Origin of the sequence: Methylobacterium sp. Leaf89 (assembly GCF_001422215.1) — a bacterium.
GTDB lineage: Bacteria > Pseudomonadota > Alphaproteobacteria > Rhizobiales > Beijerinckiaceae > Methylobacterium.
Genome location: NZ_LMML01000029.1, coordinates 66,387 through 86,137, shown reverse-complemented (window position 1 = coordinate 86,137; position 19,751 = coordinate 66,387). Strand labels below are relative to the sequence as shown.

Genomic DNA, 19,751 nt, shown 5'->3' with positions numbered 1-19,751 from the left:
GCGAGGGCCGCACGCGGCGGGAATGCGCCATCGAGGGGCGGGCCTGGCGTCGGCCGTATGTCCGGGAGTGTGGCGCCCTTTGCGGCACGCTGGCAAGGTCGGCGCGACGACGCAGGGTTCGGACCTGCGCGCGCTGGCCTTCGTCGGCGCGGAGAGGACGTCGCGCCGCCGTTCCCCCGCCGTCCGGATGCGCTATCTTGTGACCACATGACCGAACCGACCCCTCCCGTCGCCGATCCGACGATCGACCGCCTCAGTGCCGCCCTGGGCGATGTGGCGCGCCGCGGCCCGCCGCCGGTGGAGCGCTGGAATCCGCCCTTCTGCGGGGCGATCGACATGCGGATCGCCGCCGACGGGATTTGGCACCACGACGGCAGGCCGATCCGCCGTCCGGCCCTGGTCAAGCTCTTCGCCTCGATCCTGCGGCGCGAGCACGGTGGCGGCTACGTGCTGGTCACCCCGGTGGAGAGCGTCGGCATCACGGTCGAAGATGCGCCCTTCATAGCCGTGGAGATGGCGGTCGAGGGCGACGGTCCGGGGCGGCGCATCGCCTTCCGCACCAATGTCGACGACCTCGTGCCCGTGGAAGCCGGCCATGCCCTGCGCTTCGAGCAGGATGCGGGGGGCGGCCTGCGCCCCTACGTCCATGTCCGCCGCGACCTCTGGGCGCTGCTGACCCGGGCGCTGACCTACGACCTCCTCGCCTTGGCGGAGGAGCAGGACGGCTGGCTCGGCGTCATGGCCGGCGGCATCTTCCACCGCATCGCGCCCGCCGAGAGCGCATGAGGCAGGACGCTGCGCTGGCGGACCTCGTCGCCCGGGCCTCCGCGTACCTGTCGGCGGAACCGCCGGGCGATGGCGCTCCGACGGCGAACCCGCGGGGCGACCACGACCTCGACGGAACCAATGGGGCGGTGGTGCCGGAGCGCCCCCACCGGCGCGCGGCGGTTCTCGTGCCCGTGATGCCCCGGGCCGAGGGCCCCCATGTGCTGTTCACCGTCCGCGCCGCGCATCTGCGCGATCATTCGGGGCAGATCGCCTTCCCGGGGGGTAAGATCGACGCCGGCGATCCGAGCCCGGCCGACGCTGCCCTGCGCGAGGCTCGCGAGGAAGTCGGACTTCCCGCCGAGGCGATCCGTGTGCTCGGCTACCTGGATCCCTATCTCTCGGCCACGGGATTCTTGGTCCTGCCCGTGCTCGGTCTCGTCGACCCGGAGGCAGACCTGTCGCTGAACCCCGACGAGGTCGCCGCGACGTTCGAGGTTCCGCTGAGCCACCTCCTCGATCCGGCCCAGCGCCGCATCGAAAGCGCGATCTGGCGCGGTCGTCACCGGCGCTACTACGCCATCACCTACGGCGCGTTCCGGATCTGGGGCGTCACCGCCGGGATCGTCAACAACTTGCAGGAGCGCCTCTTCCCGTGACGCAGCGCCCATCCCATCGCGATTCGAGACGTTCATGATCCGCCGCGTCCTCGAAGAACTCCTGATCTTCCTCTCGCCGTTCCTGCTCTACGCCCTCTACCTGGCGGTCCGCGGACGCCGGCCCGACCACGGCGTGCATTGGGACGGGCAGGCCTTCCGCCTGACCCTGGCGGGCATCGTCCTCGTCGTCCTCTCCCTGGTGGCGACGGGGCTCTTCAGCGAACGGCATCGTGGCGGCTACGTACCGCCCCACCTGGAGAACGGCCAGGTCGTGCCCGGGCGGTTCCAGTGAGCGGACACGTCCTCGATGGAGCGGGCCTCGGCCACCTTCTCGACCGACCGGGGGTCCGTCGCGTGCTCGGCGCCCTGTCCGCCGAGGGCGAGGCGACCCGGCTCGTCGGCGGTTGCATCCGCGACGCTCTGCTCGGGCGCGCCGGCGACGACATCGACCTCGCCACCACGCTGCTGCCCCCGGCGGTGATCGCCCGGGCCGAGGCGGCCGGCCTGCGCGCCATTCCCACCGGGATCGAGCACGGGACCATCACGCTGCTCGCGGGCGAAGCCTCCTTCGAGGTCACGACCCTGCGGGAGGATGTCGAAACCGACGGGCGCCGCGCCGTGGTGCGGTTCGGGCGCGACTTTGCCCTCGACGCGCAGCGCCGGGACTTCACCATCAACGCGCTCTCCCTCACGCCCGACGGCACCCTCCACGACACGACCGGCGGGGTCGACGATCTGCGGGCGGGACGCGTCCGCTTCATCGGCGAGGCCCGGACCCGCATTCGCGAGGATGCCCTGCGCATCCTACGGTTCTTCCGGTTCCATGCCCGCTACGGCGCCGGACCTCCCGACCCGGAGGGCCTGTCGGCCTGCACCTCCGCCCGCGATGCTTTGGATGGGCTCTCGCGCGAGCGCATCCGAGCGGAATTCCTCAAGCTGCTCCTCGCGCCCGGCACGGCCGCGGCCGTCGCGATCTTGAGTGAGACCGGACTGCTGTTGCGGCTGATCGGCGGATTCGGGGATCTCGGACGCTTCGCCCGTGCCCTCGCGGATGGCTCGGAGACGTCCGCGATCGACCGACTGGCGGCACTGGCGGTGTGGTCCGCTGCGGATGCCGCACGGCTGGAGGCCAGGTTACGGCTCTCGAAGACCGACCTTGACGTCCTCGCGGCCTATGGGCGCGCCCTCGATGCTCTGCATGGACGGGCCATGATCGACGGCACGGAGATTCGACGCTTGGCCGCCGATCACGACCGCCGGGGCCTCTCCCTGGCGCGGACGACCACTCGGAGCGAACCGATGCCGGACCTCTCGCCGGGGGCGGAACGCTATCTCGACGATCTGGCGAGCGGCCGCGTCGGGGCGCCGAAATTTCCCCTCGGGGGGGCCGATCTGGTGGCGCGGGGCGTTCGGCCCGGTCCCGAGATCGGTCGTCGACTCGCCCTGGCCCGGGCCCTGTGGCTGGATCTGGGCTGCCCGGACGATGCGTCCGCGCGCGAGGCCTTGCTCGCGCACGCGGCCGGGTAGGACCTCGTAGGCGATGAGCCTTCAGAGCTTGAGCGCGACCTTGGCATCGCGGAGCTGGACGATCTGGCCGGTGAGCTCGTCCTTCTTGGCGAAGTCTTCGGTGGCGTCGCGCAGGAGTTCGACCGCCTCGATGTCGCGGTCGAGGGACTCCGGCGAGATCTCCTCGAAGGGGTTCGCACGCTCGGCGATGACGGTGACGGAGGTCGGGCCGATATCGGCGAAGCCGCCGCGGACCAGGACGCGCTTGCCGGTATGGCCGGCCTCGTTGATCACGATGACGCCGACCTTGAGGGCGGTGAGCACGGGAGCGTGGCCGGGGAGCACGGTCATTTCGCCCTCGATGCCGGGCAGCTGCACGGCCTCGATCTGGCCGGAATACAGCGTCCGCTCGGGACCGACGAAATCGAACTGGAAGGTGGCCATGAGGTCGAGGATCCCGGCTCGGGTTGTCTGTGCGGAAGGACGGCGCGCCGTGCCCGAGAGGGGCGCGCGCCGTCGTGTTCGTCGTCAGGCCCTGCGGCGATCGGCGACGAAGCCGATCCCGAGGCCCAGCACCGCGCCGATGACGGCGAAGATGCCGATATGCTGCATCTGGCCCGTGGTCAGGGAACCGCCGCGGGTTCCCGCCGGCGAATCCCCCTGAACCTCGAGGCTGAACGACCCGATCTTGATCTCGGCGGCCTCGGGCCGGGTGAGATACCCGGCGAGACCGCCGACCACGAGACCGACGAGAAGGAGAACGGCTTTGAGGTTCAAGATCTCAGGCCGCCGCGGCGATCTTCTTCGCCTTCTCCTTGGCGTCCTCGATCGTGCCGACCATGTAGAACGCCGCCTCCGGCAGGTCGTCGTACTCGCCGTTCACGAGACCCTTGAAGCCCTTGATCGTGTCGGCCAGCGGGACCTGAATGCCCGGCGAGCCGGTGAAGATCTCGGCCACCGAGAAGGGCTGCGAGAAGAAGCGCTCGATCTTACGGGCGCGGGCGACGGTGAGCTTGTCCTCTTCCGAGAGCTCGTCCATGCCCAGGATCGCGATGATGTCCTGCAGGGCCTTGTAGCGCTGCAGGGTCTGCTGGACTTTGCGGGCGACGTCGTAGTGCTCCTCGCCGAGGACGGCGGGGTTGAGCATGCGCGAGGTGGAGTCCAGCGGATCCACGGCCGGGTAGATGCCCTTCTCTGCAATCGAGCGGGACAGCACAGTCGTGGCGTCGAGGTGGGCGAACGAGGCGGCCGGGGCCGGGTCGGTCAGATCGTCGGCGGGCACGTAGATGGCCTGCACCGAGGTGATCGAGCCCTTGGTGGTGGTGGTGATGCGCTCTTGGAGGGCGCCCATGTCAGTGGCGAGCGTCGGCTGGTAGCCCACCGCCGACGGGATGCGGCCGAGGAGCGCCGACACTTCCGAGCCGGCCTGGGTGAAGCGGAAGATGTTGTCCACGAAGAACAGCACGTCCTGGCCCTGGTCGCGGAAGTCCTCGGCGATGGTGAGGCCGGTGAGGGCGACACGCGAGCGGGCGCCGGGGGACTCGTTCATCTGACCGTAGACGAGGGCGCACTTGGAGCCCTCGGCGGAGCCGTTGTGCTCCTTGGGGTCCATGTTCACCTTGGACTCGATCATCTCGTGGTAGAGATCGTTGCCCTCGCGGGTCCGCTCACCGACGCCGGCGAACACCGAGTAGCCGGAGTGCACCTTGGCGATGTTGTTGATGAGCTCCATGATCAGCACGGTCTTGCCGACGCCGGCGCCGCCGAACAGGCCGATCTTGCCGCCCTTGGCGTAGGGGGCGAGGAGGTCGACGACCTTGATGCCGGTGACGAGGATCTGCGACTCGGTGGACTGCTCGGAATAGGCGGGCGCCGGCTGGTGGATGGCGCGCAGGGTGTCCGACTGGATCGGGCCGGCCTCGTCGATCGGCTCGCCGATGACGTTCATGATGCGGCCGAGGGTGTTGAAGCCGACCGGGACCTTGATGGCCTCGCCGGTGTCAGTCACTTCCTGGCCGCGGACCAGGCCTTCCGAGGTGTCCATGGCGATGCAGCGCACGGTGCTCTCGCCGAGCTGCATGGCGACTTCGAGAACGAGGCGGCTGCCGTTGTTCTTGGTCTCCAGGGCGTTCAGGATCTCGGGCAGGTGGCCGTCGAAGTGAACGTCGACCACGGGGCCGATGACCTGGGTGATCTTGCCGACCTTGTTCGAGCCGGCGCCGGGGATCGCGGTGTTCGCCATGTTACGGGTCCTTTGGGATTGTTGCGGTCGGGGCGTCGTCTGCGCTTATAGCGCTTCGGCGCCCGAGATGATCTCGATGAGTTCCTTGGTGATCATGGCCTGACGCGTCCGGTTGTAGATCTGCGTCTGCTTCTTGATCATTTCGCCCGCATTGCGCGTGGCGGAGTCCATGGCACCCGTGCGGGCGCCCTGCTCGGAGGCGGCGTTCTCCAGGAGCGCGCGGAACACCTGGACGGTGAGGTTGCGCGGGAGCAGCGTGTCGAGGATAGCCTCCTCGCTCGGTTCGAACTGGAGGGCGGCATCCGGAGCGGAAGCGCCGGTCACCGGCAGCTCGGCCGGGATGAGCTTCTGCGCCGTCGGGATCTGCGAGATCACGGAGCGGAAGCGCGAGTAGAACAGCGTCGCGACGTCGAACTCGCCGGCGTCGAAGCGGGCGATGATGCTGTCGGCGATCTCGGCGGCGAACTCGTAGTCGACCGCTTTGTTGCCGCGCAGGTCGCGGTTCTCGATGATCTCGTCGCGGAACTGGCGGCGGAGGAGATCGTAGCCCTTCTTGCCGACGGTGATCATCTTCACCGTCTTGCCCTCGGCCATCAGCCGCCGGGCATGGTCACGGGCGAGGCGGGCGATCGAGGAGTTGAAGCCGCCGCACAAGCCGCGATCGGCCGTGCAGACGATGAGCAGGTGGGTCTTCTCAGCGCCGGTGCCGGAGAGGAGTCGGGGTCCCTGCACGCCGCCGACGAGGTTCGCCGCGAGGTTTCCCAGAACCTGGGACATCTTCTCGGCATAGGGACGCGCGCTCTCGGCGGCCATCTGGGCGCGCCGCAGCTTGGCGGCGGCGACCATCTGCATCGCCTTGGTGATCTTCTGCGTTCCCTTCACCGAGGTGATGCGGTTCCGCAGATCCTTCAAACTCGCCATGGGGTGACTTCCAGATCCATCCGCTGCCGCTCAAGGCGAGGCGCCCGGACGATCCGGGCGCCTGCGCTCGCTCAAGATCCAGTCGCCCGCAGGCGACCGGGTTCGCTGTCGATGCCGCGACTTACGCGAGCGACTTGGCGACGCTCTCGACGACGCCCTTCAGCGTCTTGGCGCTGTCGTCCGACAGGTCCTTCGAGTCGCGGATCTTGGTGAGCAGGTCGGCGTGCTTGGTGCGCAGGGCCGAGAGCAGGGCGTCCTCGAAGGGACGGACCTTGTTCAGCGGCAGGGTGTCGAGGTAGCCGTTCACGCCTGCGTAGATCACCGCCACCTGCTCTTCCATCTTCAGCGGCGAGAACTGCGGCTGCTTCAGGAGCTCGGTCAGGCGCGAACCGCGGTTCAGGAGCTTCTGGGTCGAGGCGTCGAGGTCCGAGCCGAACTGCGCGAAGGCGGCCATCTCGCGGTACTGCGCGAGCTCGCCCTTGATCTTGCCGGCGACCTTCTTCATCGCCTTCGTCTGGGCCGAGGAGCCCACGCGAGAGACCGAGAGACCGACGTTCACCGCCGGGCGGATACCCTGGTAGAACAGGTCGGTCTCGAGGAAGATCTGGCCGTCGGTGATCGAGATCACGTTGGTGGGGATGTAGGCCGAGACGTCGTTGGCCTGGGTCTCGATGACCGGCAGCGCGGTCAGCGAGCCGTTGCCGGCGGCATCGCCCATCTTGGCGGCGCGCTCGAGCAGGCGCGAATGCAGGTAGAACACGTCGCCCGGGTAAGCCTCGCGGCCCGGCGGACGGCGCAGCAGCAGCGACATCTGGCGGTAGGCGACGGCCTGCTTGGAGAGATCGTCATAGACGATCACGGCGTGCATGCCGTTGTCGCGGAAGTACTCGCCCATGGCGCAACCGGCGAAGGGTGCGATGAACTGCATCGGCGCGGCGTCGGACGCGGTGGCGGCGATGACGATCGAGTACTCGAGCGCGCCGTTGTCTTCCAGCGACTTCACGAACTGGGCGACGGTGGAGCGCTTCTGCCCGATGGCGACGTAGACGCAGTAGAGCTTCGCGTTCTCGTCGGTGCCGGCATGGGCCGGCTTCTGGTTCAGGATCGTGTCGAGGGCGATGGCGGTCTTGCCGGTCTGGCGATCGCCGATGATGAGCTCGCGCTGGCCGCGGCCGACGGGGATCAGGGCGTCGATGGCCTTGAGGCCGGTGGCCATCGGCTCGTGCACCGACTTGCGCGGGATGATGCCCGGCGCCTTCACGTCGACGCGGCGACGCTCGGTGGTGGCGATGGGGCCCTTGCCGTCGATCGGGTTGCCGAGGGCGTCGACGACGCGGCCGAGCAGCGCCTTGCCGACCGGCACGTCCACGATCGCGCCGGTGCGCTTGACGGTCTGGCCTTCCTTGATGTCGCGGTCGGATCCGAAGATCACGATGCCCACGTTGTCCTGCTCGAGGTTGAGGGCCATGCCGCGCACGCCCGACTCGAACTCGACCATCTCACCGGCCTGGACGCTGTCGAGGCCGTAGGCGCGGGCGATGCCGTCACCGACGGACAGAACCTGACCGACCTCGGTGACTTCGGCTTCCTGGCCGAAATTCTTGATCTGATCCTTTAGGATCGCGGAGATCTCGGCGGCGCGGATGTCCATCGTCGGGCCTCTTGTCTTGGATTGAATGAATGGGGTTGGGAACGGGAAGCGGTCGGGCCTCGAAGGCCCTTACCGGGCTTCCCGCATCGCGAGGCGAATTCCGTTGAGCTTGGTGCGCAGGGACGCGTCCACCATGCGGCTGCCGATCTTGACCACGAGGCCGCCGATCAGGCTGGGGTCGATCTTGAGGTCGAGGTCGATCTCGGCGCGCGCCACGTCGCGCAGGGAGGCCTTGATCTCCTCCACGACGGCGTCGGAGGGACGCTCGGCGACGGTCACCTCGGCGCGGACGATGCCCTTCGACTCGCGCACCAGGGTGCGGAAGGCGCGGATCATGTCGGGAAGGGCGAACAGTCGACGGTTGGCGGCCGCGAGGCGGATGAAGTTGCCGCCGATGCCGCCGATGCCGGACTTCTCCAGCAGCGAGACGATGGCGGCCTCCTGCTCGGCGCCCGTGAAGATCGGGCTGCGCACGAAGCGTCGCAGGTCGGCGCTCTCCTTGAGCATCGCGTCGAACCGGTCGAGGCTCGCCGCCACGCCATCGACGTCGCGCTCATCGCGCGCCAGCTCGAACAAGGCCGACGCGTAGCGTGCCGCTACGCCTGCAACCGGGGAACCCGCCTCGGAACCGTTCTGCGCCACGCGCCGCTCTCTCTTCAATCCTGCCTGAGGGCTCCGGCCGCGTCGCGCCGTGTTCGGCGCGGGCTCTGAAACCGTCAGGATTGGGAACGTGCCGGTCTGCGCGGGCCATGAAAAGCCCGCCCTTCCGGCGCGGCGAGGGCCTAGCATGCGTGTCCGGGGGGCGCAAGACGATGGAACTTGCGCCGGTGCGTTGTGCAACGCGAGATGCCGAACCCTGTTCAGATGCGGACAAACGGTGGCGAAGGTGAGGCCGCCTCAGCAGGCGATGCGGTCGCAGCGTCGGGTCGCGGCGACCATCCGTGCGAGGGCCTTCGGGCCGGGATGGCCGAGAAGCCCCGTGTTGCCGAGCACGTAGGAGGGGGTCGCAGCGAGGCCGAGATCGGCGGCGATGCGCATCTGCGCCTTGAGGGCGAGCCGCACCTCCTCGCTGTCGGCGATGCTTTCGACCTCGGCGGCGGGCACACCGAGCTTGGCGGCGGCCTGGAGGGCGCCGGGCCCGTCGATCTTGCCGGGCTTGGCCAGCAGCGTTCGATACAGGCTCCAGGCCGCTGCCGATCCGAGCTTGCGCTGGATCGCAAGGGCGACCTTCGCGGCCTGGGCCGATTGCACCGCGAGAATGGGATTGTTGATCAGGCCGATTCGCAGCGATGGATCGCTCTCGCTGAGGGAGACCATGTCGGCCGCCGCCTTCCGGCAATACGGGCAATTGTAGTCGAAGAACTCGTATAGGGTCGTCTCGGCCTCGGCCGGTCCGACATAGGTGACCCCGCGCAGAGCTGGAATCTCGCCGACGATCTCGCCGGGCAGACGCATGTTCGCGACCGGGCGGCCCTCGTCGTTGTCCACCTTGAACGCCTGGCCGTAGCCCTGTGCCACACTCTCCCCGGCGATCGCGAGGCCAGCGGCGAGGCCGGTGGAGGCGAGGAGGAAGCGCCGGCGGTGGAGGCCCGGTAACGCGAAGCTCATGGGGCGGCCCTGGTAGCGTGGGGATCGGGGAAGCGTGCGGAAAGCCGCCCGGCTTCTAGACCCGCCGGTGCCCGACCGCCAGCGCCGCCGCGCCGCCCCGCCTCAGCGCATCGCGCCGGGCCGGTCCCCCGCCGCCCAGGCGAGGGCCTGTTCCAGGCGGTCGTTGCCCCAGAACAATTCGCCATCTCCGGACAGGAAGGTCGGTGCGCCGAAGATCCCGCGGGACCGGGCCTCCTCGCCGTTGACGCGCAGCCGCCCCTTGTTCGCCTCCGCCGCCGCCTGCTTCAGGATGATCGTGCCGTCGAGGCCGAGGCCGTTGAGGATCGACACCACGGCGGGCGGCTCGGCGATCGACTGCCCGCGGGCGAACTCGGCCTCGTAGACGGCCTTGGAGAAGGGCACGAGCCAATCGTGGTCCATGCCGTAGGTCGCCGCGCGGGTGGCGCTCAGACTGTTCTGCGGGAAGGGATCGGGGCGCTTGACGGGTGGGAGGCCAAGCCGGGCCGCCTCGCGCTCGACGTCGCGCCACATGTGGCGCCCCTTGGCGGCGTAGAGGTTGAACGGCGAAGAATTCCAGCCCTGCGCGGCGAAGATCGGTCCGACTAGGAAGGGGCGCCAGCGGATCTCGACCTCGGCCGCCGCCGCCAGGGCCTCGATCCGCATGGCCGAGAGGTAGGAATAGGTCGATGCGAACTCGTACCAGAATTCGAGGGTCGGCCTGCGCGGCATGCGTCGAATCTCCGGGGTCGAGAACGGTCGTGAGTGTCGCCCGCCCGAAGGCTCGCGACAAGGCGGTTCACGCTCACGGCCACGCTGAGCGAACGCGTCCGACGGCACAGCGGTTGCACGGCCCCGCGCTCCACTGATAAGCCGCGGCAATCACGACGCGGAGGCGCGCGACGCCGACGCACACGACGCCCGAACCGGAAGCGAGCCCATGACCGACGCGAACCCGAAGCCCGTCAACAAGGTCGTGCTCGCCTATTCGGGCGGACTCGACACGTCGATCATCCTGAAGTGGCTGCAGACGACCTATGGCTGCGAGGTCATCACCTTCACGGCCGATCTCGGCCAGGGCGAGGAGCTCGAGCCGGCCCGCAAGAAGGCGGAACTGCTCGGCATCAAGCCCGAGAACATCTTCATCGAGGATCTGCGCGAGGAATTCGTGCGGGACTACGTGTTTCCGATGTTCCGGGCCAACGCCCAGTACGAGGGCGTCTATCTCCTGGGCACCTCCATCGCCCGGCCGCTGATCGCCAAGAAGCAGATCGAGATCGCCGAGAAGCTCGGGGCGGACGCCGTCTGCCACGGCGCCACCGGCAAGGGCAACGACCAGGTCCGGTTCGAGCTCGGCTACTATGCCCTGAAGCCCGACGTCACGGTCATCGCCCCCTGGCGCGAGTGGGACCTGAAGAGCCGGGAGCAGCTGATCGCCTTCGCCGAGCAGCACCAGATCCCGATCTCCAAGGATAAGCGCGGCGAGAGCCCGTTCTCCGTGGACGCCAACCTCCTGCACGCCTCCTCGGAGGGCAAGGTGCTGGAGGACCCCGCCGACGAGGTGCCGGATTACGTCTACTCGCGCACTCGCTCGCCCGAGGAGGCGCCGGATACGCCGACCGTGATCACCATCGGCTTCGAGACGGGAGACGCGGTCTCCATCGATGGCGAGCGGCTGTCGCCCGCGAGCCTGCTCGCCAAGCTCAACCAACTCGGCCACGACAACGGTATCGGTCGCTTGGACCTCGTCGAGAACCGCTTCGTCGGCATGAAGAGCCGCGGCATGTACGAGACGCCGGGCGGCACCATCCTGCTTCCCGCCCATCGGGCCATCGAGTCGATCACGCTGGACCGGGGTGCCGCACACCTCAAGGACCAGCTGATGCCGCAATACGCGGAGCTGATCTACAACGGCTTCTGGTTCTCGCCCGAGCGCGAGATGCTGCAGGCCCTGATCGACAAGAGCCAGGAGATGGTCACCGGCGAGGTCCGGCTGAAGCTCTACAAGGGCGGCGTCCATGTCATCGGCCGCACCAGCCCGAACTCGCTCTACGACCAGGACCTCGTCACCTTCGAGGAGGGCGCCGTCGCCTACGACCACCGCGACGCGGCCGGCTTCATCAAGCTCAACGCCCTGCGCCTGCGCACCCTCGCCCAGCGCAGGAAGAAACTCGGCGCCTGAGGCGAAACCCGCCGGGTCCCCTCCCCACGGGGACCCGGCTAGACGGACGGACTTGCAGAGAAGCCCTGGAGGATCTGGGGCACCTCGCCGGAAATCTGCCGGGCGAGGAATCCCACGGGCCCGACCGATTTCGCGAGCCGGGCGCCGGCGTCACCGTGGAGGTAGACGCCCCACAGAGCGGCGGTCAGCGGATCGACGCCCCGGGCGAGGATGCCGGTGATGACGCCCGCGAGGACGTCGCCCGAGCCGGAGGTGGCGAGGCCGACGCCGCCGCCATCGTAGTGCCAGTGCGCGCCGTCGGGGGCGACGATCCAGCTCTCGGCGCCCTTCATGATGACCACGGCCCGCAGCATTTCGGCAGCGCGCCGGGCCGCCTTCAGGGGTTCGGCCTCTACGGCCCCGCGGTCCCAGTCCAGGAGCTGCGCCATCTCCCCCGCATGCGGTGTCAGCACCGGCGGAGCGCGAAGGGCGCGCACCGTCTCGGCATGGGCAGCAAGGCCGCAGATGGCGCCGGCATCGAGGACGTAGGCGATCTCGTCCTGGTCCGCGAGCAGCGTGCGGACCAGCGTTGTGGTGATCGCGCAGGTGTTCATGCCGGGTCCGAGCAGCACCGCGTCGCAGCGCCGGGCCGCCTCGGCGATGCGAGGGGCCGCGGCCTCCGCCTCGATCTCGCCCGCGTCGGTCTCCGGGAGACCGATCACCATGGCCTCGGGCACGGCCAGGGCCATCGTCACGGCGACGCTCCGCACGGAGGCGATCTTCAGCTTGCCTGCACCGGCCCGCAGGGCCGCGACGCCGGCGAGGAAAACGGCGCCCGGCACCTCGGCGCAGCCGCCGAGGACGAGAACGCTGCCGCGGTCGTCCTTGCTGCCGGCCTCCGGGGTCGGAAGCGGACGCGCCCGCAGGCACGCGGCGTTGAGTTCGCTCCCGGTCATCGCACGTCTTCCGTCAGCGAGGGTTCGGCGGTGACGGGAGCGCCTGCCCGCTGGACCGGGGCGACGAAGTTGTAGCGCGCGAGATGGAGGCGGCCGGTGGAACCCGTTTGCGCCCGGAAGGCATATTCCGTGACGGAGCAGTTCAGGACGTCTCCCTCGGCATCGATGCCGAGGATCTCGGCCTCGCTGAGGTTCTCGATGAGGTAGCGCAGACAGAGCACCACCACTTGGTGGGCGACGATCAGGACGCGCTTCTCGCCGTGGTGCAGGGAAATCGTGTCCATGGCGCCGCGCAGACGCAGGATGACATCGCACCAGCTCTCGCCGCAGGTGGGGCGATAGTAGAATTTTCCGAGGCGGGCCCGCAATTCGGCCTGTTCCGGATGAAGCGCCTCGACGCCCGTGCGCGTGAGCCGGTCGAGCAGCCCCAGTTCCTTCTCGCGCAGTCGCTCGTCGACGGTGTCGTCGGCCGTGTCCGATGCGAGGCCGCCGGCCCGGCGAATGCCCGCGACGGTCTGCTGTGCCCGGAGGTAGGGCGAGCTCAGCACCACGTTCGGACGCTCCGCGTCCGGCATCTCGGAAAACCAGCGCCCCAACGCCTCGGACTGCCGACGGCCGCGATCGCTCAGGGGAACGTCGACGTCGCGCTCCGGGATGTCGATGCGTTCCAGCCCAGCGTCATGGGCGGCATCGCGCGCGACGTTGCCCGCGCTCTCGCCGTGTCGGACGACCCAGATCCGGCTCGGCCAGCGTTGCAGCATCCGTCACGTTCCTCGGCTTGTTCTCCACCGCCAACGTTCCTGCAGGCCGATCCGTTCGCTTGCTGCGTCGTTCGCACCCCTCAAGCCGGCTGCCAGCCCGAGGTGCCGCGGGAGAAGTCGCCCGGGCCGAGATCGGCGTAGCGCAGGAAGATCTGGAGCACCGGCTGCATCTCGCGGTGCCCGGTTGGCAGGCCGACCCCCGGGCCGTAGGGCGCGTCCGTGTCCACGGCCGGCACGTCGCGGGCGGCGTCCCAGCGGATCGCCAGGGCTTTGACGCGGGCGACCTGCTCGGCCGCGACGTCGAAGGTGACGTGCTCGGGCGTCTCACCGGTGGCCTCATCGCGAAAGACATCGCCGACATCGTCGGAGGCAAGCTTCGCCAGGGTGTTGTGATAGGCGTAGCGCCCCGGCTTGAGAACGGCATTGGCGGTGAAAACCGCAAGGGCATCGCCCAGAGCGCGGTGCTCCTCGTCGGCCCCGTCGTCGTCGCCGGTGACGTTGAAGATATCGCCGTCGCGGTCGGTGCTGCCGTAGGGCGCGTCGGGGTGGACGATGGGCGCACCGACGCCCTCAAGGTTCCAGGCTACCACCATCCGGCGAATTAGCGCGATGCGCTCGAGGGTGAGTTCGAAGGTCGGCTGGGTCATCGTCGGTCTTTCGCCCGTGGGGTCGCGCGGGGGCAGGTCGTGGTCGCGGGGGCTCAGCACCGCGATGAGGATGGGCGGCAGGTAGCCGATCCCGTGGCCTCGGGCTACCGCTTCAGGCAGCCCATCAGCCCCGAGACGCCGTTCATCCGCGCTTGGATCCGGGCGGCCTGGGCCCGGACGCCACGCGAGGGCAGGGCCGGATTGCGCAGGATCGGGTTGGGCAGCACGGCGACCAGCAGCGCCGCCTCACCGCGGGTGAGGGCGCGGGCCGGCTTGCCGAACCAGCGCCGGGCGGCGGCTTCGGCCCCGAACACCCCCTCCCCCCACTCGGCGATGTTGAGGTAGATCTCCATGGTGCGCGGCTTGCCCCACAGGGTATCGGCCACGAGGGCCAGGGGGATCTCGAGCGCCTTCCGGATCACCGATCGACCCGGCCACAGGAAGACGTTCTTCACCGTCTGCATCGGGATCGTCGAGGCGCCGCGGCTCGGGCCCTCCTCGTCGTCGACCACGTCCCGCAGGGCGCTCCAATCCACGCCGTTGTGCAGGCAGTAGCGCTGGTCCTCCGACGCGATGACGGCCTGGACGAGGTAGGGTGAGATGGCCTCGAGCCCCACCGCCTGCCGGTCGACGGACTGCAGCGTCAACCATCGCCCCAGCATCAGGGTTGAGGGCGGGGTCAGCGCACTATAGACGAGCGCGAGCGACAATAAGAGGACGAGGCCGATGACGGGGAGGAGCAGGATGAGGTTGACGATCCGTCGCAAGCCTCTCGCCCGTGTCCTGCCGGATGCCTCGCGCATCGGCAGCGGGCGCGCCGAAACCTGCCGCAACGGCTGCTCCGCCCTCTCCTCCCGATCCTGAATTCGAACCTCCCCCGCCCACGACACGACACCGTCTGACCGAAGGCCCGACCGAACATGACCTCAACGCAAGGATCCCACGCTTCGGTCAAGGCGGATGCCCCGGTCGACGCGTTTTCCCACAGGCTTGCCACGGTTGCGGACACGGTGGAGGCCTACCTCGCCGAGCGCCTGACCCCGGAGACGCAGGCCGGCGAGATCACCCGTCCGGTGCGCCTGATGGACGCGATGCGCCACGCCGTCCTCGGCGGCGGCAAGCGCCTGCGCCCGTTCCTGGCCATCGAGACCGCCCGGATGCTCGGCGGGACAGAGACCGGCGCCCTCGCAGCCGGCTCGGCCATCGAGCTGGTGCACTGCTACTCCCTCGTCCACGACGACATGCCCGCCATGGACGACGACGACCTGCGCCGCGGCAAGCCCACCGTGCACAAGGCCTATGACGAGGCGACCGCGATCCTGGTGGGCGACGCCCTCCAGACCCTGGCCTTCGAGATCTTGGCCGACGCCGCCTGGCAACCCGATCCAGCCGTGCGCGCGGACCTCGTGCTCGGTCTCGCCAAGGCCTCGGGCCTTGGCGGCATGGTCGGCGGCCAGCTCCTCGACCTCGGCGCCGAGGGTCGCTTCGGTCCCGTCTCCCTCGATGTCGACGATACGCTGCAGCTTCAGGCCATGAAGACCGGCGCGATCCTGGCCTTCTCGGTGGAAGCCGGTGCGATCGTCGGCGGCGCGACCCCGGACCAGCGCAAGGCGTTGCTGCGCTACGGCCACGCCCTGGGCCAGGCTTTCCAGATCGCCGACGACATCCTCGACCGCGAGGCTTCGTCCGAAGCCATGGGCAAGGCCACCGGCAAGGACAAGGATGCCGGCAAGGCGACCCTGGTCGACCGCCTCGGCCTCGACGGCGCCCGTGCCGAGTGCGACCGCCTCGTCGGCGTCTGCGAGGAGGCCGTGGCATCCTGGGGCGACAAGGCCGAGACCCTGCGCCAGGCGGCGCGGTTCACGGTGGCGCGCAAGGTCTGACGCCTGATCCGACGGCGGACCGCCTGCCCCCCGTCCTTCGAACATCCATCGCGAGTTGATCCCATGACCCCCTACAAGCTCCTCCTCCTCCCCGGCGACGGCATCGGCCCCGAGGTGATGGCAGAGGTCGAGAAGGTGATCGGCGCTCTGGATGCGCTGGGTCTCGCCCACTTCGAGATCGAGCGCGACCTCGTCGGCGGGAGCGCCATCGACGCCCACGGCAAGCCGCTGACGGACGAGGCCCTGGCCCTGGCCGATGCCGCCGATGCCATCCTGCTCGGCGCGGTGGGCGGCCCGAAATGGGCGGATGTCGCTTACGAGATCCGGCCCGAGGCAGGGCTCCTGCGCCTGCGCAAGGATCTGGGCCTCTTCGCCAACCTGCGTCCGGCGATCTGCTACCCGGCCCTCGCCGAGGCCTCGGCCCTGAAGCGCGAGTTGGTCGAAGGCCTCGACATCATGATCGTGCGCGAGCTCACGGGCGGCGTCTATTTCGGCGAGCCGAAGGAGATCACCACCCTGCCGGACGGCTCGAAGCGCGCCGTCGACACCCAGGTCTACACCACGGCCGAGATCGAGCGGATCGCCCACGTGGCCTTCGACCTTGCCCGCAAGCGCTCGGGCCGGGTCGCCTCGGCCGAGAAGCACAACGTGATGAAGTCGGGCGTCCTCTGGAAGGAGGTCGTGACCCGGGTCCATGCCGAGTACAGCGACGTGAGCCTGGAGCACGTGCTCGCCGACAACTGTGCCATGCAGCTGGTCCGCCGCCCGAAGCAGTACGACGTCCTCGTCACCGACAACCTGTTCGGGGACGTGCTCTCGGACGTGGCGGCGATGCTCACCGGCTCGCTCGGCATGCTGCCCTCCGCCTCCCTGGGCGCCGTCGATGCCAAGGGCAGCCGCAAGGCCCTCTACGAGCCGGTCCACGGCTCGGCACCCGACATCGCCGGTAAGGGTTACGCGAACCCGATCGCCATGATCGGCTCGCTGGCCATGTGCCTGCGCTACTCCTTCGGCCTGGGTGAAGCCGCCGACCTTCTGGACTCGGCCGTCACCCGCACCCTCGCGTCCGGCGCCCGCACACGGGACATCGCCGCCGAGGGAACGGCTCCGATCAGCACCGCCGAGATGGGCGACGCGATCATCCGCGAATTGAGGCACGCCGCCGCCTGATTCAGGTGCGGATGTCGCAGCGAGCGACGTCCAAACGAAAACGGGCCCCGTGAGGGGCCCGTCGCATGTCCGGCTTTCGTGGCTGGAATTAGTAAGGGTTGCCGAAGCGCGAGACGTAGGAGGTCGGGTCGATCGCGTCGATGGCCGACAGGTCGACGTTGCGGATCGCGCTCGAACGGGCGCCGACGAACGGGCCGTTGGTGATCGGATCCGACAGGATGCCACCGCCGAAGCGATCGTTGCGGCCATAGGGGGGCGAGTTCAGGTAGCTCGCAGTGATGAACTGCGGGTTGGTTGCCGGGTTGCTGACCGAGCCGTTGTTCGCCTCGACCACGTTGCCGGCATCGAGCCAGCTCCGCGGACGGATGCGGATCGGCAGGGGCTGGCTGACGCGGTAGCCGGCCGGCGCATAACGCCCCTGGGCCTCGGCAGCGGTGTTCGCGCCGACGGCTGCGAGCGTGAGGGCACCCATCAGGGCAATCGAGACAGAGCGCATGACGCACCTTCGTTGAAGCTGTGGGACTGTAGGCCGGGCTTCCTTAAGAAACTGAGGCCTTAGCATGGAGGGAAGACGTGCCAGCCCGGCCGAGGTTCCCGGATTATGGCCGCGCTTCGCGTGATCGCCGCAGTTTGGCCTCATTTTTTCGTGTGGCCCGGCTTGGGATCGATCCGGTCTCGCTTCCGAAATCCCGCGGCGAAACCGTCGCGACGAGGGCAGGCGGCCCACATCCGGGATCGCGCCGGGCTTCGAAGCTCGCGAAGGCGGCCTCTCGCTCTGGAGAAGCTTGACCGTTCAGCACGACCTTGTCGAGAAGACAGGTGATGGCCCGCGGCTCCGGCGCCTGTCCGAGGGGCGCGCAGAGCCAGCCGTCCAGGCGGAGCGCGCCGGGGTTCAGGCTGGCAAAGCCCGTGCAGGCGCGCTTGCCCTCGCCACCGAGAGTGAACTGGAGGGTCTCCATGGGGCCGAACTTGGTCTCGATGGCACCGCGCTCACCGGTGCGGATCACGGCCAGGGCCTGACCATCCGCGGCCCGTCGGGCCAGGGTGATGAACAGGCTAGGGCCCGGCTCGGTCTCGGATGCTTCGGTCAGGGTCAGGCGCAGGTATGGTGCCTCGATCGTATCGAAGCCGCCCTGGACCAAAAGGTCCTCCCGACGGCCGCTCGACGGATTGAGCCGGGCCGCCTCCGCGCGCGGCGCCTCGATCGCCTCGGGGTCGTTCAGGCGGAAGCGGGGCGCCGACAGGGCGAGGGGCAACGCGGGGCGCACGGCCTGAGCCGAGACCGGCACGAAGCCGGGCCCGGGCGGCGCCTCCATGGCCGGAGCGGCAGGGTCGGGCCCTCCTCCCCGTGCCGCCAGACTCAAGACCGCGACCACGGCCCCCGCTGCCAAGACCTGCATGAGGTGGCGGACCGACGGACAAGGAAGCCGCATCCGCTCCGTAGCCGTCGCGTCCGTTCCCAATCCGTCTCGCTCGAAAACCGTTCGCATCGCGTTCCGGGGTTCTTCGGCGGCCGCGCGCCGCCCGAGCCCATCCTGCTCCCCACTCCGGCAAACCGGGGTTTCCGGATCGGGTGCGGCCTCCGCCTTTCCGACGACAGGGTGAATCGTTGGTATCGACCCATGCGGGCGACACATGCCGGCCCGTGCTTGCAGCGGGCCCTGCCCATCGCGATCTCTCGGTACGGGGCCCACTGCGCGACACACAGAAGGACTTCATGATCCCCCTTTCCGTCCTCGACCTCGCCTTCGTGCCCGAGGGCGCGACGCCTGCCGATGCCCTGCGAAACAGCGTGGATCTCGCCCGCCACGCGGAAGAGCACGGCTATCGTCGCTTTTGGCTCGCCGAGCACCACAACATGATCGGCGTCGCCAGTGCGGCGACGGCTGTCGTGATCGGGCACGTCGCGGCTGGCACACGGACGATCCGCGTCGGCGCGGGCGGCATCATGCTGCCGAACCACGCCCCCCTGGTCATCGCCGAGCAATTCGGTACCCTGGAGACCCTGTTCCCCGGCCGGATCGATCTCGGCCTCGGGCGCGCGCCCGGCACCGATCCGCGCACCACGCGCGCGTTGCGGCGCTCCCCAGATGCCGCCGACACCTTTCCGCAGGACGTGCTGGAACTGCAGGCCCTCTTCGGCGACCCGCAGCCCGGACAGACGGTCCAGGCAGTTCCGGGGACGGGGCTGAAGGTGCCCCTTTGGATCCTCGGCTCGAGCACCTACGGCGCGCAGCTCGCCGCGATGCTGGGACTTCCCTACGCCTTCGCCTCGCATTTCGCGCCCGAGCAGCTCTTGCCGGCCCTCGCCCTCTATCGCGAGCGTTTCAAACCGTCAGCGCAGCTCAGCCACCCGCATGCGATGATCGGCATCAACGTGGTGGCGGCCGAGACCGACGCCGCGGCGCGCCGGCTCTTCACCTCGGCCCAGCAGCAGTTCACCAACCTCGTGCGCGGCACGCGCGGCCTGCTGCGACCGCCGATCGACGATATCGAGACATATTGGGCCCCGCACGAGAAGGCACAGGCCTCGCGCATGCTGGCCCGCAGCCTAGTCGGCTCGCCCCAGACCGTGCGGGCGGGGCTCGCCGAGCTGATCCGGGAGACGGGCGCCGACGAGATCATGGTGGCGGCGGCGATCCACGACCAGGGCGCGCGACGAACCTCCTACGCCATCCTGGCGGAGGCGCGGGACGCCCTCGAGGCCGCCCCGGCCGCCCTGGTGGCGTGATCGGAGCGTCCAACCCTTGACAGAGGCGGGAGCGAGGCGTCTTGCTCCCGCCCTTGGCGACTCATGCTGCGATGCGGCGGGCGCCAGACGGCG

The 19,751-nt window shown here is 69.3% G+C and carries 22 protein-coding genes; 8 read left to right on the top strand and 14 right to left on the bottom strand.

Features of this window, described 5'->3' with window-relative positions:
* The first annotated feature begins 207 nt into the window (after positions 1–207).
* From ASF18_RS15850 to ASF18_RS15835, 4 genes are read left to right on the top strand one after another with little or no spacing between them, the layout of a single operon-like run.
* Entirely contained in the window at positions 208–786 is a 579-nt protein-coding gene (locus ASF18_RS15850; RefSeq protein WP_056352978.1) for a DUF1285 domain-containing protein, read from the top strand.
* Entirely contained in the window at positions 783–1,424 is a 642-nt protein-coding gene (locus tag ASF18_RS15845) for a CoA pyrophosphatase (protein ID WP_056352976.1), read from the top strand. Before ASF18_RS15850 ends, ASF18_RS15845 begins: the two co-directional genes overlap by 4 nt.
* Positions 1,425–1,458: 34 nt before the next feature.
* Positions 1,459–1,716 carry a DUF6111 family protein gene (locus tag ASF18_RS15840; protein ID WP_056212558.1) on the top strand — a complete coding sequence of 86 codons (258 nt, stop codon included), beginning with the start codon at positions 1,459–1,461 and terminating at the stop codon, positions 1,714–1,716.
* Complete coding sequence (locus tag ASF18_RS15835) at positions 1,713–2,951, top strand: CCA tRNA nucleotidyltransferase (protein WP_056352975.1); 1,239 nt, start codon at positions 1,713–1,715, stop codon at positions 2,949–2,951. Before ASF18_RS15840 ends, ASF18_RS15835 begins: the two co-directional genes overlap by 4 nt.
* A 21-nt stretch (positions 2,952–2,972) precedes the next feature.
* Here ASF18_RS15835 and atpC read toward each other — a convergent pair whose 3' ends face one another.
* The 8 genes from atpC to ASF18_RS15795 all read right to left on the bottom strand — a co-directional run bounded on the left by atpC (position 2,973) and on the right by ASF18_RS15795 (position 10,081).
* Complete coding sequence (gene atpC / locus ASF18_RS15830; RefSeq protein ID WP_056212562.1) at positions 2,973–3,374, bottom strand: ATP synthase F1 subunit epsilon; 402 nt, start codon at positions 3,372–3,374, stop codon at positions 2,973–2,975.
* Positions 3,375–3,458: 84 nt separating this feature from the next.
* Positions 3,459–3,707 (bottom strand): hypothetical protein, encoded by a 249-nt coding sequence (locus ASF18_RS15825; RefSeq protein ID WP_056270886.1) that lies wholly within the window; start codon positions 3,705–3,707, stop codon positions 3,459–3,461.
* Positions 3,708–3,711: 4 nt separating this feature from the next.
* A complete protein-coding gene (gene atpD / locus ASF18_RS15820) occupies positions 3,712–5,172 on the bottom strand; it encodes a F0F1 ATP synthase subunit beta (protein ID WP_056212566.1) in 1,461 nt (486 codons plus the stop codon).
* Between the two features lie 45 nt (positions 5,173–5,217).
* A complete protein-coding gene (locus tag ASF18_RS15815) occupies positions 5,218–6,093 on the bottom strand; it encodes a F0F1 ATP synthase subunit gamma (protein ID WP_056352973.1) in 876 nt (291 codons plus the stop codon).
* 121 nt (positions 6,094–6,214) lie between these two features.
* Complete coding sequence (atpA, locus tag ASF18_RS15810; protein WP_056179751.1) at positions 6,215–7,744, bottom strand: F0F1 ATP synthase subunit alpha; 1,530 nt, start codon at positions 7,742–7,744, stop codon at positions 6,215–6,217.
* 69 nt (positions 7,745–7,813) lie between these two features.
* Complete coding sequence (locus ASF18_RS15805) at positions 7,814–8,386, bottom strand: F0F1 ATP synthase subunit delta (protein ID WP_056212570.1); 573 nt, start codon at positions 8,384–8,386, stop codon at positions 7,814–7,816.
* A 255-nt stretch (positions 8,387–8,641) separates the two neighbouring features.
* Entirely contained in the window at positions 8,642–9,352 is a 711-nt protein-coding gene (locus ASF18_RS15800) for a DsbA family protein (RefSeq protein ID WP_056352970.1), read from the bottom strand.
* Positions 9,353–9,454: 102 nt separating this feature from the next.
* A complete protein-coding gene (locus ASF18_RS15795) occupies positions 9,455–10,081 on the bottom strand; it encodes a 2-hydroxychromene-2-carboxylate isomerase (protein WP_056352967.1) in 627 nt (208 codons plus the stop codon).
* 208 nt (positions 10,082–10,289) lie between these two features.
* Here ASF18_RS15795 and ASF18_RS15790 point away from each other — a divergent pair, with 208 nt between their 5' ends.
* Positions 10,290–11,531 (top strand): argininosuccinate synthase, encoded by a 1,242-nt coding sequence (locus ASF18_RS15790; protein ID WP_056212576.1) that lies wholly within the window; start codon positions 10,290–10,292, stop codon positions 11,529–11,531.
* A 38-nt stretch (positions 11,532–11,569) separates the two neighbouring features.
* Here ASF18_RS15790 and ASF18_RS15785 read toward each other — a convergent pair whose 3' ends face one another.
* The 4 genes from ASF18_RS15785 to ASF18_RS15770 form a co-directional block, all read right to left on the bottom strand.
* Entirely contained in the window at positions 11,570–12,466 is an 897-nt protein-coding gene (locus ASF18_RS15785) for an NAD(P)H-hydrate dehydratase (RefSeq protein ID WP_056352966.1), read from the bottom strand.
* Positions 12,463–13,227 (bottom strand): histidine phosphatase family protein, encoded by a 765-nt coding sequence (locus tag ASF18_RS15780; RefSeq protein ID WP_056212580.1) that lies wholly within the window; start codon positions 13,225–13,227, stop codon positions 12,463–12,465. The genes ASF18_RS15785 and ASF18_RS15780 overlap by 4 nt, the downstream gene beginning before the upstream one ends.
* 80 nt (positions 13,228–13,307) lie before the next feature.
* Positions 13,308–13,874, bottom strand: coding sequence for a hypothetical protein (locus ASF18_RS15775; protein WP_056352963.1), 567 nt, complete (start codon positions 13,872–13,874; stop codon positions 13,308–13,310).
* Between the two features lie 104 nt (positions 13,875–13,978).
* Positions 13,979–14,677 (bottom strand): transglycosylase domain-containing protein, encoded by a 699-nt coding sequence (locus ASF18_RS15770; RefSeq protein WP_082487766.1) that lies wholly within the window; start codon positions 14,675–14,677, stop codon positions 13,979–13,981.
* A gap of 117 nt (positions 14,678–14,794) precedes the next feature.
* Here ASF18_RS15770 and ASF18_RS15765 point away from each other — a divergent pair, with 117 nt between their 5' ends.
* Both ASF18_RS15765 and leuB read left to right on the top strand, forming a co-directional pair.
* Positions 14,795–15,757 carry a polyprenyl synthetase family protein gene (locus tag ASF18_RS15765; protein ID WP_056212584.1) on the top strand — a complete coding sequence of 321 codons (963 nt, stop codon included), beginning with the start codon at positions 14,795–14,797 and terminating at the stop codon, positions 15,755–15,757.
* A 63-nt stretch (positions 15,758–15,820) separates the two neighbouring features.
* Positions 15,821–16,927, top strand: a complete 1,107-nt coding sequence (gene leuB / locus ASF18_RS15760) for a 3-isopropylmalate dehydrogenase (RefSeq protein ID WP_056352959.1) — start codon at positions 15,821–15,823, stop codon at positions 16,925–16,927.
* Positions 16,928–17,015: 88 nt separating this feature from the next.
* Here the strand turns inward: leuB and ASF18_RS15755 are convergent, their stop codons facing one another.
* Both ASF18_RS15755 and ASF18_RS15750 read right to left on the bottom strand, forming a co-directional pair.
* On the bottom strand, positions 17,016–17,423 hold the full coding sequence (locus tag ASF18_RS15755; protein WP_056212588.1) for a hypothetical protein: 408 nt from the start codon (positions 17,421–17,423) through the stop codon (positions 17,016–17,018).
* A 103-nt stretch (positions 17,424–17,526) separates the two neighbouring features.
* Positions 17,527–18,327, bottom strand: coding sequence for a hypothetical protein (locus ASF18_RS15750; protein ID WP_244472730.1), 801 nt, complete (start codon positions 18,325–18,327; stop codon positions 17,527–17,529).
* 317 nt (positions 18,328–18,644) lie between these two features.
* On the opposite strand from ASF18_RS15750, the gene ASF18_RS15745 reads away from it, so the two are divergent.
* Entirely contained in the window at positions 18,645–19,658 is a 1,014-nt protein-coding gene (locus tag ASF18_RS15745) for an LLM class flavin-dependent oxidoreductase (protein ID WP_056212592.1), read from the top strand.
* The last annotated feature ends 93 nt before the right edge of the window (positions 19,659–19,751 follow it).

Bases quoted from the DNA above. Each gene is read 5' to 3' on its own strand.
- ASF18_RS15850 (WP_056352978.1), top strand. From the start codon at position 208: ATGACCGAACCGACCCCTCCCGTCGCCGATCCGACGATCGACCGCCTC.
- ASF18_RS15845 (WP_056352976.1), top strand. From the start codon at position 783: ATGAGGCAGGACGCTGCGCTGGCGGACCTCGTCGCCCGGGCCTCCGCG.
- ASF18_RS15840 (WP_056212558.1), top strand. From the start codon at position 1,459: ATGATCCGCCGCGTCCTCGAAGAACTCCTGATCTTCCTCTCGCCGTTC.
- atpC (WP_056212562.1), bottom strand. From the start codon at position 3,374: ATGGCCACCTTCCAGTTCGATTTCGTCGGTCCCGAGCGGACGCTGTAT.
- atpD (WP_056212566.1), bottom strand. From the start codon at position 5,172: ATGGCGAACACCGCGATCCCCGGCGCCGGCTCGAACAAGGTCGGCAAG.
- ASF18_RS15815 (WP_056352973.1), bottom strand. From the start codon at position 6,093: ATGGCGAGTTTGAAGGATCTGCGGAACCGCATCACCTCGGTGAAGGGA.
- atpA (WP_056179751.1), bottom strand. From the start codon at position 7,744: ATGGACATCCGCGCCGCCGAGATCTCCGCGATCCTAAAGGATCAGATC.
- ASF18_RS15800 (WP_056352970.1), bottom strand. From the start codon at position 9,352: ATGAGCTTCGCGTTACCGGGCCTCCACCGCCGGCGCTTCCTCCTCGCC.
- ASF18_RS15795 (WP_056352967.1), bottom strand. From the start codon at position 10,081: ATGCCGCGCAGGCCGACCCTCGAATTCTGGTACGAGTTCGCATCGACC.
- ASF18_RS15790 (WP_056212576.1), top strand. From the start codon at position 10,290: ATGACCGACGCGAACCCGAAGCCCGTCAACAAGGTCGTGCTCGCCTAT.
- ASF18_RS15785 (WP_056352966.1), bottom strand. From the start codon at position 12,466: ATGACCGGGAGCGAACTCAACGCCGCGTGCCTGCGGGCGCGTCCGCTT.
- ASF18_RS15780 (WP_056212580.1), bottom strand. From the start codon at position 13,227: ATGCTGCAACGCTGGCCGAGCCGGATCTGGGTCGTCCGACACGGCGAG.
- ASF18_RS15775 (WP_056352963.1), bottom strand. From the start codon at position 13,874: ATGACCCAGCCGACCTTCGAACTCACCCTCGAGCGCATCGCGCTAATT.
- ASF18_RS15770 (WP_082487766.1), bottom strand. From the start codon at position 14,677: ATGCGCGAGGCATCCGGCAGGACACGGGCGAGAGGCTTGCGACGGATC.
- ASF18_RS15765 (WP_056212584.1), top strand. From the start codon at position 14,795: ATGACCTCAACGCAAGGATCCCACGCTTCGGTCAAGGCGGATGCCCCG.
- leuB (WP_056352959.1), top strand. From the start codon at position 15,821: ATGACCCCCTACAAGCTCCTCCTCCTCCCCGGCGACGGCATCGGCCCC.
- ASF18_RS15755 (WP_056212588.1), bottom strand. From the start codon at position 17,423: ATGCGCTCTGTCTCGATTGCCCTGATGGGTGCCCTCACGCTCGCAGCC.
- ASF18_RS15750 (WP_244472730.1), bottom strand. From the start codon at position 18,327: ATGCAGGTCTTGGCAGCGGGGGCCGTGGTCGCGGTCTTGAGTCTGGCG.
- ASF18_RS15745 (WP_056212592.1), top strand. From the start codon at position 18,645: ATGATCCCCCTTTCCGTCCTCGACCTCGCCTTCGTGCCCGAGGGCGCG.